Genomic DNA, 12,160 nt, shown 5'->3' with positions numbered 1-12,160 from the left:
GGCCTACCCGGCTGCCTTCAGCGCCTGCGCAACGTCCTCCAGCAGATCGTCCGTATCCTCAAGACCGACCGACAGCCTGAGCGTTCCCGGCCCGATGCCAAGCTCGGCGCGAGCTTCGTCGCTGAGGTTCTTGTGCGTGGTGGTCGCCGGATGGGTGATCAGGCTCTTGGCGTCGCCGAGATTGTTGGAGATCAGCACGATGTCGAGCGCGTTCTGCAAGGCGAAGGCCGCCTGCTTGCCGCCCTTCACGTCGAGGCAGATCAGCGTCGATCCGCCCGTCATCTGCTTCTTGACGATGTCGGCCTGCGGGTGGTCGGCGCGGCCGGGATAGATCACGCGGGCGATTTCCGGCCGTCCTGCCAGGAAATCCGCGATCTTGGCCGCGCTTTCCGTCTGCTGGCGCACCCGAACCGGCAGCGTCTCCAGGCCCTTGAGCAGCGTCCAGGCGTTGAACGGCGACAGGCTCGGGCCGGTGTGGCGGAAATAGTCGTGCAAATTCTCGTCGATCCATTTCTTGTCCGACAGGATGATGCCGCCGAGACAGCGTCCCTGGCCGTCAATGTGCTTGGTCGCGGAGTAGACGACGATATGGGCGCCGAGCTGCAAGGGCTTCTGCTGCAAGGGCGTGGCAAAGACATTGTCGACGATCAGCCTGGCGCCGATCGAGGTGGCGAGCGCCGCCACCGCTGCGATGTCGACCACTTCCAGCGTCGGATTGGTCGGGCTTTCCAGGAAGAACAGTTTCGTGTTCGGCCGCACCGCCTTTTCCCAGTTGGCGATGTCGGTGCCGTCGACCAGCGTTGCCTCGATGCCGTATTTCGGCGCCAGCGTCTCCACCACCCAGCGGCAGGAGCCGAACAGCGCGCGCGCCGCAACGATATGGTCGCCGGCCTTGGCGCTGCACAGGAGCGCTGCCGTCACCGCAGCCATGCCGGACGCCGTGGCGCGCGCATCTTCGGCACCCTCCAGCGCGCACATGCGCTTTTCGAACATGTCGACGGTAGGGTTGGCATAGCGCGAATAGATGAAGCCCGGCTCCTCGCCCTTGAAACGGGCCTCGGCAGCCTGCGCCGTCTCGTAGACATAGCCTTGGGTGAGGTACATCGCTTCGGACGTCTCGCCGAACTGGGAACGCAGCGTTCCCCCGTGCACGAGTGCGGTCTGAGGTTTCCAGTTACGCTTCTTGGTGCTCATCGCTTTTGTTCCAGACACAAAAAAACCGGCCGCGAAAGTCGCAACCGGTCCATATGGCCTTGCGGCCCGACGGTCCTTTAGCGACTTGTTTAACGTGGCTGCAAGCCGACCGGCCAAATCACCACGGGATAACGACCCTTTAGACCTCACCTGCGCTTGCGTCAATTGCCGGCTTCATTAAGAGGTTTGTACTAGGCAGGTTCCGCAACAATATCCAGCGGTTTTGCGGCAAGAACCTGCCACAAAGAGACCGACCTTGGAGCGGAGCCAGCCTTTTGCGGCAGACAGGCATTCTTCCCGATCAGGACATTTCCGCGCTGTTTCAGTCCGGCGCGCTGAAGTCGCCGCGCGCGCTCGATGTCGACCAGGTGCAGCCGGCGAGCCTCGATCTCAGGCTCGGCGACAAGGCTTTTCGCGTGCGCGCCTCCTTCCTGCCGGGTCCCGATCATCTGGTGGCCGACAAGCTTCACCGGCTGAAATTGCACGAATTCAGTCTCGCCGAGGGCGCGGTGCTGGAAACCGGCTGCGTCTACATCGTGCCGCTGCTCGAAAGCCTGGCGCTGCCCGCAAACGTGTCGGCCTCGGCCAACCCGAAGAGCTCGACCGGCCGGCTCGACATCTTCACCCGGGTGATGACCGATCGCGGCCATGAGTTCGACAAGATCGCCCCCGGCTATCACGGGCCGCTTTATCTCGAAGTCAGTCCACGCACCTTCCCGATCGTCGTACGCGCCGGATCGAGGCTGTCGCAGATCCGCTTTCGCACTGGCAACGCGCTGTTGTCGGAGGCAGAACTGAACGAATTGCACCGCGCCGAGATGCTGGTGGCGACCGAGCCGCCCAACATTTCCGGCGGCGGCATTGCGCTGTCGATCGATCTTGACGGCGACCAGAACGGCCTGGTCGGCTATCGCGGCAAGCATCACACCGGCTTGGTCGATGTCGACAAGCGCGCCGCCCAGGATGCCGTCGATTTCTGGGAGCCGCTCTATAAGAGCGGCGCCGGCGAACTGGTGCTCGACCCGGACGAGTTCTACATCCTGGTCAGCCGCGAAGCCGTGCACGTGCCGCCGCTCTACGCCGCCGAGATGACGCCCTTCGATCCGCTGGTTGGCGAATTCCGTGTTCACTATGCCGGCTTCTTCGATCCGGGCTTCGGCCATTCGGCCTCAGGCGGCACCGGCAGCCGGGCGGTGCTCGAAGTGCGCAGCCACGAAGTGCCGTTCATCCTCGACCACGGCCAGATTGTCGGCCGGCTGGTCTACGAACACATGCTGAAGCGGCCGCAGGCGCTTTACGGCACCGATCTCGGCTCGAATTACCAGGCGCAAGGCCTCAAGCTCTCCAAGCATTTCCGCCCCGCCGGCTGAACCTTCGATCACCGTCAGGCAAAATACTTGCCTGCGCTGCCTCACCATGCTTGGCTGCCTTTCGGTGGCCGGCAAGAGAACGGCGCGCAAGGGGAACCAAGATGCAGATTTCAAGATGGATCATATCGGCAGCGAGCGCTGCCATGCTGGTGATATCGGCCGGCTCGCTGGCTGAGGCGCAGGAGAAATTGAAGATCGGCACCGAGGGCGCTTATCCGCCCTTCAACACCATCACCGCGGACGGCAAGATCGAGGGCTTCGACATCGACATTGCCAATGCGCTGTGTGCGCAGATGAAGGTCGAGTGCGAGATCGTCACCCAGGACTGGGACGGCATCATCCCGGCGCTGCAGGCGAAAAAGTTCGACGCCATCATCGCCTCGATGAGCATCACCGAGGAGCGCAAGAAACAGGTCGCCTTCACCAACAAATACTACACGACGCCGCTGGCGCTGGTGGCGCCGAAGGACAGCGACCTCACTTCCACCGAACCGGCAGCCCTTGCCGGCAAGACGGTGGGCGCGCAGGCCTCGACCACCCAGGCCGACTATGCGCAGGACGCCTATGGCAAGGCCGGCGCCGAGGCGAAACTCTACCCCACCCAGGAAGAGGCGATCACCGACTTGCAGAACGGCCGTCTCGACGCCGTCATCTCCGACAAATTCGTGCTGATGGACTGGCTGAAGAAGGCGAGCGACGGCTGCTGCAAGCTTGTCGGTGACGTCAAGGGCACCGAGACGCAAGCCGGCATCGCTGTCCGCCTGGAGGACACGGCACTTCGCGACAAGCTCAACGCGGCGATAGACGCCATCGTCGCCGACGGCACTTACAAGAAGATCCAGGCCAAGTATTTCGATTTCGATATCTATTGAGTCCCGTCCGCCGGCGTCAGCCGCGAAAGAGATACGATTTCGCGGCGCCAAGGCAGGCATGAAAATGGCCGATAAACAGCAGTTCGCGTGCGGCCAAACGTTTCCTGCCCCAAAAGCCTTCGGTCAGTTTGACCTCGTCGAGCGAAGCGTTTGAGCCGCGCTTCAACGGGAACAACTGCTTGTCGAGGCAACCGAGGACATGGGCCTTGGCGGAGTCGATGCCGCAGACCTTGCCATTGTTGTTCAGCCTGTCGCCGCGAAGCGCTGATGTCATGTGATCCGTGTTGCGCATCAGAAAGCTCACCTGGGCTTTCGAATAGCCGGTTGCTAGAAGACGGCTCGTCATCGCCAAACGGGCTTCACGATAGGACTTCGGGCTGCACTGGCCGGCGCTAAAGGCCACCGACGGTTGGGTCAGGAACAGGGCCACGCCCGTGAACACAATGACAAGCCGCATTCCGTTCATTTCCGGCTCCCGAATTGTGATGCTGCCTCAAAGCGCCTTCACCGCCACCTTAACCGGCTGCTCAATCTCCAGCGGGTTGCGCAGCGGCAGGCCGAAATCCGCGGCCTCGATCTCGAAAACGTCGCCGGCCTGAGTCTTGATGCCGTCGGCAAAGGACAGCGTCGCCGTGCCGAACATGTGCACATGCACGTCGCCCGGCTGGCGGAAGGCCGAATATTTGAAGTGATGATGTTCGAGATTGGCGATTGTGTGCGACATGTTCGCTTCGCCCGACAGGAACGGCTTTTCCCACAGCAAATTGCTGTCGCGATAGATTCGCGATGAGCCCCTGACGTCGGCCGGCAGGTCGCCGATCAGGATTTCCGGCCCGAACGAGGCGTTGCGCAGTTTGGAATGTGCCAGGAACAGATAGTTCACCCGCTCGGTAACATGATCGGAAAACTCGTTCGACAGCGTGAAGCCGACGCGGAACGGCGCGCCGTCGTCGCCGATGACATAGATGCCGGCGATTTCCGGCTCCTCGCCGGCGTCCTGCGCAAAGGCCGGCGACATCAGTGCGGCGCCCGGCGCCACCGCCATGGTGCCGTTGCCCTTGTAGAACCATTCCGGCTGCACGCCGGTCTGGCCCTTGGCCGGCTTGCCGCCTTCGAGCCCCATGCGGAACATCTTCATGGAATCGGTAAGCTGCTCCTCGCCGCCATCGCTGAGCTTCTTGTGCATGGAATCGCGTGTCGCCGCCGAGCCGAGATGGGTCAGGCCGGTGCCGGTCAGATGCAGATGCGCAGGATCGGGATGATTGATCGGCGACTCCAGCCGGCCCTTCTTGTAGATGGCGTCGAGGTCTATCGCTTCACCGAACCCCTTGCGTTCGATCAGCGCGGCGAGGCCCGTTCCGGTGCGCGCGGCTTCCAGGGCCAGCGAATAGACGCTGCGGGCGCCGTTGATGATCCTGGTCTTGCCGCCGCCATTGCGGGCGACGACGCGGATGGTCTCGGCGTCGTCGAGGATCTGGGAGATTAGCATGATGAAATCCTCTCTCATGTGCTTGGCCTTGGATGCCTCTTGGCAAACCTTGACCTGCGCGGCTCGGACCTAGCCGCGCCACGGGTTGAACTCTTCGTCCGGATTGCGCTCGCGAGCTTGATCCCTCGGGGGACTTCTTATGCCGACAATTTGCCGGCTGCGCCGCGATCGTATGCCTCCTGCTTGCCTCGCCTGAAGCTTGTCAGGCCTTGTTCTTGTTGTAGACGTCGAAGATCACGGCGCCGAGCAGCACCAGGCCTTTGACCACCTGCTGCCAGTCGACATTGACGCCCATGATCGACATGCCGTTGTTCATCACGCCCATGATGAAGCCGCCGACGACCGCCCCGATAACCTGGCCGACGCCGCCCATCGCCGAGGCGCCGCCGATGAACACTGCGGCGATGACATCGAGCTCCGAGCCGAGACCCGCCGCCGGCACCGCCTGGCCGAGACGAGCCGCGATGATCAGGCCGCCAAGCGCCGACAGCACGCCCATATTGATGAACACCATCAGCGTCAGCCGCTCGGTGTTGATGCCCGACAGCTGCGCCGCCTTGGGATTGCCGCCCATGGCGTAGATGCGCCTCCCGATGGTCATGCGCTTGGTGACGAAGACGAACAGCGTGATCAGCACGCCCATGACCAGCAGCACCACGGGCAGGCCGCGGTAGCTGGCAAACTCATAGACCAGGAACAGCGCCAGCGCGCTGGCGACCAGCGTCTTGACGACGAACAGGGTGAAGGGCTCGGCCTCATAACCATGGCGTTCTCGTTTGCGCCGGGTGCGGACCCCGAAATAGGCATAGGCGAGCACGGCGATCAGCCCCAGCACGACCGTCGTCATGTGCAGGGTCACGCCGCTGCCCATGATGGTCTTGCCGGCTGCGTTCACGACCGGCGGGACGAGCGTCAGTGGGCCGATCACATCCGGGATGAAGCCGGAACTGAGCATCTTGAAGTCGTCGGGAAGCGGACCCACCGACGAGCCGCCGCCAAGCAACGCCTGGCAAATGCCGCGGAAGATCAGCATTCCGGCCAGCGTGACAATGAAGCTCGGTATCCGGTGATAGGCGATCCAATACCCTTGCGCGGCGCCGATCAGGCCACCCGCGACCAGGCAGACGATCGAAACCACCAGGGGATTGCTCAGCGGTCCGAGTTGCCAGATGACCATCATGTTTGCCGCCAGCGCGCCAATGAAACCGGCGACCGATCCGACGCTGAGGTCGATATAGCCCGATACGATCACCAGCAGCATGCCCAGCGCCATCACGATGATGAAGGAGTTCTGCTGCACCAGATTGCTGAGGTTGACCGGCTTGAACAACGTCCCCGACGTGGTGAACTGGAAGAACAGCATGATGACGATCAGGGCTATGATCAGTCCGTATTCGCGTAAATTCGTCGCCAGCGCCGAGACGGCGATGCGCGGGCGCTGTTCGTCGGCGACGTTGCCCTGCGGGGCGGGGGCGCTTTCGGTGCTCATGCTGCTTTTCCTTCTCCCCGGACGATGGCGCGCATTATCTTTTCCTGGCTTGCTTCCGCCGCCGGCATTTCGCCCACCATGCGCCCTTCGTTCATGACGTAGATGCGGTCGGTAATCCCCAGCAATTCCGGCATTTCCGACGAGATGACCACGATCGCCTTACCCTCCGAGGCAAGGCGCGCGATGATCGTGTAGATTTCATACTTGGCGCCGACATCGATGCCGCGTGTCGGCTCGTCGAGGATCAGCACGTCAGGATCGGCAAACAGCCATTTCGACAGCACCACCTTCTGCTGGTTGCCGCCGGAAAGATTGCCGGTCATCTGATAGACGCTTGACGCACGGATATTGGTCTTCTTGCGATAGTCGTTGGCGACCGCAAGTTCGCGCATGTCGTCGATCACGCTGTGGCGCGACACGCCGTCGAGATTGGCCAGCGTAATGTTATGCTTGATATGGTCGATGAGGTTGAGGCCGTAGGTCTTGCGGTCCTCGGTGACATAGGCGATGCCGTGTTGGACCGCCTTGCTTACCGAGGAGACATCGACCGGCTTGCCCTTGAGCAGCACTTCGCCGGTGATGCGGCGGCCATAGGAGCGGCCGAACAGGCTCATGGCGAATTCGGTGCGGCCGGCGCCCATCAGCCCGGCGATGCCGACCACCTCGCCCTTGCGCACATTGAGGTCGATGCCCTTGATCACCTGCCGCTCGGCATGGAGCGGGTGATAGACCGACCAGTTTTTCACCTCGAACACGACTTCGCCGATCTTGGGCTCGCGCGGCGGATAGCGGTCGTCGAGCGAACGGCCGACCATCGAGGTGATGATGCGGTCTTCGGAGATATCCTTCTTGGCCAGCGTCTCGATGGTGCGCCCGTCACGGATGACGGTTACCTTGTCGGCGACCCGGTTGATCTCGTTGAGCTTGTGCGAGATCAGGATCGAGGTCATGCCTTGTCGCTTGAATTCGAGCAGAAGATCGAGCAGCGCCTGGCTGTCTTTCTCGCTGAGCGACGCGGTCGGCTCATCGAGGATCAAAAGCTTGACGTCCTTGCTCAGCGCCTTGGCGATCTCGACCAACTGCTGCTTGCCGACGCCGATATTGGTGATCAGTGTCTTGGGGTCCTCCTTGAGGCCCACCTTCTTCAACAAGGCAGCGGTGCGCGCCTCGTTGGCATCCCAGTCGATGACGCCATATCGGGCGTTTTCGTTGCCGAGGAAGATATTCTCGGTGATCGACAGCATCGGCACCAGCGCTAGCTCCTGGTGGATGATGACGATGCCCTTGTGTTCGCTGTCATGGATACCTTTGAACTGGCATTCCTGACCCTGAAAAATGATCTGGCCGTCATATGTGCCGGCGGGATAGACGCCCGACAGAACCTTCATCAGCGTCGACTTGCCGGCGCCGTTCTCGCCAACCACGGCGTGGATCTCGCCTTCCTCGACGCTGAGGTTGACGTTCGACAGCGCCTTCACGCCGGGGAACGTCTTGGTGATGTCGCGCATCTCCAAAATCGTCGTCATCAGGGCAAGCTCCTCCTGTTGCATGTCGCTCAAAAGTGCTTGCGGTTTGAGACAACGACATGCACGGAAACAAAGTCCGGTAGAAACAATACCGGGGTCGCTTGTGAACGGAAAGGGGTCCTGCGTCGCGCAGGACCCCTGTCTTTATAAACGGATTACTTCAGTTCGTCGGCCTTGATGTAGCCGGAGTCGACGACCAGTGCCTGGTAGTTCGACTTGTCGACCTCATGCGGCGTCAAAAGGATCGAGGGGACGACCTTGACGTCGTTGTTGTAGGTCTTTTCATCGAGGCCGTCCGGCTTGCCGCCCGAGAGCACCTTGTCGACGAGTTCGACGGTGGCCTTGGCCAGTTCGCGGGTGTCCTTGAACACGGTCGAGTATTGCTCGCCCGTGATGATCAGCTTGACCGAAGCGGTCTCGGCGTCCTGGCCGGTCACGATCGGCCACGGCTGGGCGTCGGTACCGTAACCGACGGCGCGCAGCGAAGCGGTGATGCCGCGCGACAGGCCGTCATAGGGCGAAAGAACGCCATCGACGCGGCTGCCGTCCGAGTAGTTGGCCGACAGAAGGTTGTCCATGCGGGCCTGGGCGGTAGCGGCGAGCCAGCGCAGCGTGCCGACCTTGTCCATGCCGGTCTGGCCGGACTTGATCTTGATCGAGCCGTCATCGATCAGCGGCTGCAGCACCGAGATTGCGCCGTTGTAGAAGAAGAAGGCGTTGTTGTCGTCCGGCGAGCCGCCGAACAGTTCGACGTTCCACGGCTTGGTGTTCGGGAAGCGCTCCTTGAGACCCTTGACCAGCGAGTTCGCCTGGATCACGCCGACGCCGAAATTGTCGAAGGTGGTGTAGTAATCGACATTGGCGGTCTTCTTGATCAGGCGGTCATAGGCGACGACGACGACGCCGGCGTCGGCGGCCTTCTGCAGCGCGTCCGAAAGGGTGGTGCCGTCGATCGAAGCGATGATCAGCGCCTTCGGGCCCTTGGTGATTTCGTTTTCCAGCTGGCTGAGCTGGTTGGGGATGTCGTCCTGCGCGTACTGCAGGTCGACCGTGTAGCCGAGAGCTTCGAGCTGGGACTTGACGGCATCGCCGTCATTGATCCAGCGCTGCGAGGTCTTGGTCGGCATCAGCACGCCGACAAGACCCTTGTCGGCTGCGTGCGCCGAGTAGGTCATGGCAGCGATGCCAAGGGCCGCGACGGCGGCCAGTGTCTTGATGATTTTCACGTAAAACTCTCCCTGGTTGATGGACGCGACACCTCGGGGCTTCGCGGGCCGCGCAGTCGGACGGATGCGCCAAAGCGCTGCCGCCGTCATAATCGATCTCCGGTATCCTCCCAATCGGCCCTCAGTCCTGATTTAAATCGATACGATTTTGCTCGTCATCGACCGTCAAGTCTTGAGGACGCGCGAAAGTGTGACCCTTTGCCATAACTGTCAAATGCGATCTTCGGTGGTTGCTATACCAAAACCGGTATATGACTCGACCGGGCTGGAACAGTGGCGGAAGCGGGAAAAGGCATGGCGGCTTTACGAGGTCCTCAGGGAATTTCAAGCGGTTACGATGAATTGCCGGGCGATGGCGAGACACTTCTGCGTAGCGGCTTGAGCCTGCGTCACATGCGCATGATCGCAGCACTCGACGATCACGGTCGGGTGAGTGCTGCCGCCCAGGTGATGAACATCTCGCAGCCGGCGGCCTCGCGCATGATTTCCGAGATGGAAGCGGTGCTCGAGGTGAAGCTCTGCGAAAGGCTGCCGCGCGGCATCACACTCACCCCTTACGGCAAGGCGCTGGCCCGGCGCGCGCGCTCGATCCTGCTCGAAATGCGCGAGGCCGACCGCGAAATATCGGAGCTCAAGGCCGGCAAGGGCGGCTCGGTGTTCCTTGGCGCGGTGACGGCGCCGGCGATCGAATTGGCGGTCCCGGCGATCCGCGAGATACGCCGCCTCTATCCGCGCATCGAGATTACCATGCAGGTCGAGACGTCGAATGTGCTGGCGCGCGAACTGATCGCCACGCGCCATGATTTCATCATCGCCCGTGTTCCCGAAGACCTCAATCCGCGCCTGTTCGAATCCCGTGTCATCGGCGTCGAGAAGGCCTGCCTGATCGTGCGTCGCGGCCACCCGCTGAGCAATGGCCATCCTCTTAACAATGGGAGGGCGGTGCGGCTGGAGGACACCGCCGCCTTCGACTGGGTGTTCCAGTCGGGCGGGTCGCCGCTGCGCCAGGCGATGGAGAGCAATTTCCTGAACCGCAACATCGCCCTGCCGGACCGCATCCTCAACACCTCGTCGCTGCTGCTCACACTGGTCATGGTGGCGCAGTCCGACGCCATCGCCCCGGTGTCGATCCAGGTGGCAAAATTCATCCAGAACCCCGACGGTCTCGCCGGCGCCATCGATGTCGTCCAGACCGAGTTTGACATCGAGGTCCGCCCCTACAGCCTGATCACGGTGAAGAACCGCGTCCTGTCGCCGGCAGCCAAGATGCTGCACGATTTTATCTTGCGGGAGGTGGGATAGGAACTGGAGCGGGTAGAGGGAATCGAACCCTCGCGTTCAGCTTGGGAAGCTGACAAGCTACCATTACATCATACCCGCATTGGCCTCTCGATATCATGACGGGCGTGCTTCGGGCAATCGCCCTTGGACAGCTCTTCGGAAACGGCTGTTGGAAACCCCGACCGATTGCGCCAGTCCGCCTGCCTTGATGCGGGCGCAGCAAGTGCGTATTCGTGGGTTTGTACCCCGAATCCGGGCATACCAATCTGGAGGCAGCCCCTTGTCCACAGTGACGCGCTTTCTCGGTGACTCGCCCGTCAGGGTGATCGTCAAGCTGCTGGTCGTGTCGTTCCTCGTCGGCCTGGTCATGAATGCGTTCGGCTGGACGCCGATGGACGTCTTCTACCGCATCCAGGGTTTCTTCATCGATCTGTGGAACCTCGGCTTCAACGCGGTCTATCGCTTCTTGGGCTATATCCTGCTCGGCGCCGCGATCGTCGTGCCGGTGTTCATCCTGCTCAGGCTCGCGAACTACCGGAAGTGAAGCGGAGGCATGATCCCGAAAAGTGGCAACCGGTTTTCGGAAAAGATTGTGCTCAAACCGAAGGCCACTCAGGCAAAGTCCGACGCCACCTCGAACAGGATGGCGTGGCGCGCGGCCAGCGCTGCGACATCGGTCGAATAGCCGCCGCCGATGACACCGCAGACCGGGATGCCCAGCGCGCGGAAATGACCGATCACCATGGCGTCGCGGGCACGCACGCCGTCATCGCTGAGCGATAGCCGGCCGAGCCGGTCCTCGGCATGCACGTCGACGCCGGCATTGTAGAAGACGATGTCCCAGTGCGCCTTGGCCGAGAGCTCCGGCAGGAGGACACCCAGCCGTTCGAGATAGGCGCCATCGCCGGTGCCGTCCGGCAGGGCAACGTCGAGATCGGAGGCAATCTTGCGCACCGGATAATTGCGCTCGCCATGCATGGAAAAGGTGAACGCGCGTGGCTCGTCTCTCAGTATATCCGCCGTGCCGTCGCCCTGATGCACATCGAGATCGATGATCAGGATGTTTTGCACCGCGCCTTCGGCCAGCAGCACCAGCGAAGCGACGGCGACATCGTTGAAAGTGCAGAAGCCCGCGCCCTGCGCACGCCGCGCATGATGGCTGCCGCCGGCGCTGTTGCAGGCAATGCCGTTGATAAGCGCCAGCCGTGCTGCCAGCACCGTACCGCCGGCGGCGAGTTGCGCCCTGAGCGAAACGCGCGGAACCACGGGAAAGCCGATCTCGCGCTCGATCTTCTCAGGCACCGAACAAGCGATGACCTGGTCGACATAATCAGCCGCATGGGCAAGCTTCAGCCAGGAGGCCGGCGCCGGCTCGGGCATCGCCAGCGCCTCGGCGCGGATCAGGCCCCTGATATGCAAGGCCTGCATCAGCAACGGATACTTGCTCATCGGAAAGCGATGATTGACCGCGAAGCCGGCATCGTAGTCGGGGTGATGGACGATCTGCAAAGGCATGGCTAAAGCAATTCCAGGAAAAGTGGGCAGCGGTTTTCCCGGGAGAAGCGCGTAGCGCTTCCCCTTGGGAATTGCTTAAAACCAGTACTCGGATCCGGCGGGCTCGCGCCAGAAGAACATTTCGGTTGGCCGTCACGGCAAGAGTGATTGCGCGGTGGCCGGAAAATGGGGCACATCGGCTGTTCGATCAAGCCGCAA

Annotated in this window: 11 protein-coding genes, 1 tRNA gene and 1 riboswitch; of the genes, 4 read left to right on the top strand and 8 right to left on the bottom strand. The window is 62.0% G+C overall.

Annotated features, from left to right (window positions below):
* Positions 1–3 precede the first annotated feature (3 nt).
* Entirely contained in the window at positions 4–1,194 is a 1,191-nt protein-coding gene (locus NKL04_RS21165; protein ID WP_023669633.1) for an O-succinylhomoserine sulfhydrylase, read from the bottom strand.
* Positions 1,195–1,251: 57 nt separating this feature from the next.
* Positions 1,252–1,329: riboswitch (SAM riboswitch) on the bottom strand.
* A gap of 140 nt (positions 1,330–1,469) precedes the next feature.
* On the opposite strand from NKL04_RS21165, the gene NKL04_RS21160 reads away from it, so the two are divergent.
* Positions 1,470–2,564: a 2'-deoxycytidine 5'-triphosphate deaminase gene (locus tag NKL04_RS21160; RefSeq protein WP_023699517.1), complete on the top strand. Its 1,095-nt coding sequence runs from the start codon at positions 1,470–1,472 to the stop codon at positions 2,562–2,564.
* A 101-nt stretch (positions 2,565–2,665) separates the two neighbouring features.
* Positions 2,666–3,436, top strand: coding sequence for an ABC transporter substrate-binding protein (locus tag NKL04_RS21155; RefSeq protein WP_023699518.1), 771 nt, complete (start codon positions 2,666–2,668; stop codon positions 3,434–3,436).
* A 16-nt stretch (positions 3,437–3,452) separates the two neighbouring features.
* Here the strand turns inward: NKL04_RS21155 and NKL04_RS21150 are convergent, their stop codons facing one another.
* The 5 genes from NKL04_RS21150 to chvE all read right to left on the bottom strand — a co-directional run bounded on the left by NKL04_RS21150 (position 3,453) and on the right by chvE (position 9,166).
* Entirely contained in the window at positions 3,453–3,902 is a 450-nt protein-coding gene (locus tag NKL04_RS21150; protein WP_031208887.1) for a hypothetical protein, read from the bottom strand.
* Between the two features lie 27 nt (positions 3,903–3,929).
* Positions 3,930–4,925, bottom strand: a complete 996-nt coding sequence (araD1, locus tag NKL04_RS21145) for an AraD1 family protein (RefSeq protein ID WP_023699520.1) — start codon at positions 4,923–4,925, stop codon at positions 3,930–3,932.
* Positions 4,926–5,127: 202 nt separating this feature from the next.
* Entirely contained in the window at positions 5,128–6,414 is a 1,287-nt protein-coding gene (mmsB, locus tag NKL04_RS21140; protein WP_023669637.1) for a multiple monosaccharide ABC transporter permease, read from the bottom strand.
* Entirely contained in the window at positions 6,411–7,943 is a 1,533-nt protein-coding gene (gene mmsA, locus NKL04_RS21135; protein WP_031203726.1) for a multiple monosaccharide ABC transporter ATP-binding protein, read from the bottom strand. The genes mmsB and mmsA overlap by 4 nt, the downstream gene beginning before the upstream one ends.
* Before the next feature lie 152 nt (positions 7,944–8,095).
* Positions 8,096–9,166 (bottom strand): multiple monosaccharide ABC transporter substrate-binding protein, encoded by a 1,071-nt coding sequence (chvE, locus tag NKL04_RS21130; protein ID WP_023681943.1) that lies wholly within the window; start codon positions 9,164–9,166, stop codon positions 8,096–8,098.
* Positions 9,167–9,460: 294 nt separating this feature from the next.
* Between chvE and NKL04_RS21125 the strand changes: the two genes are divergently transcribed.
* The gene (locus tag NKL04_RS21125) at positions 9,461–10,468 is read left to right on the top strand and encodes a LysR family transcriptional regulator (protein ID WP_023669640.1); all 1,008 of its coding nucleotides are present in this window, start codon (positions 9,461–9,463) and stop codon (positions 10,466–10,468) included.
* 4 nt (positions 10,469–10,472) lie between these two features.
* Here the strand turns inward: NKL04_RS21125 and NKL04_RS21120 are convergent.
* Positions 10,473–10,546 (bottom strand) — tRNA-Gly (locus tag NKL04_RS21120).
* Between the two features lie 181 nt (positions 10,547–10,727).
* Here NKL04_RS21120 and NKL04_RS21115 point away from each other — a divergent pair.
* Complete coding sequence (locus tag NKL04_RS21115; RefSeq protein ID WP_023696688.1) at positions 10,728–10,991, top strand: DUF6460 domain-containing protein; 264 nt, start codon at positions 10,728–10,730, stop codon at positions 10,989–10,991.
* A 68-nt stretch (positions 10,992–11,059) separates the two neighbouring features.
* On the opposite strand, the gene NKL04_RS21110 is transcribed toward NKL04_RS21115, so the two are convergent.
* Positions 11,060–11,962, bottom strand: coding sequence for a histone deacetylase family protein (locus tag NKL04_RS21110; RefSeq protein WP_023699521.1), 903 nt, complete (start codon positions 11,960–11,962; stop codon positions 11,060–11,062).
* Positions 11,963–12,160: the final 198 nt, after the last annotated feature.

The organism is Mesorhizobium sp. C264A, assembly GCF_040324515.1.
GTDB lineage: Bacteria > Pseudomonadota > Alphaproteobacteria > Rhizobiales > Rhizobiaceae > Mesorhizobium.
Note: the sequence above shows the minus strand (reverse complement) of the source record. Positions and strands in the feature narration are given on the sequence as shown.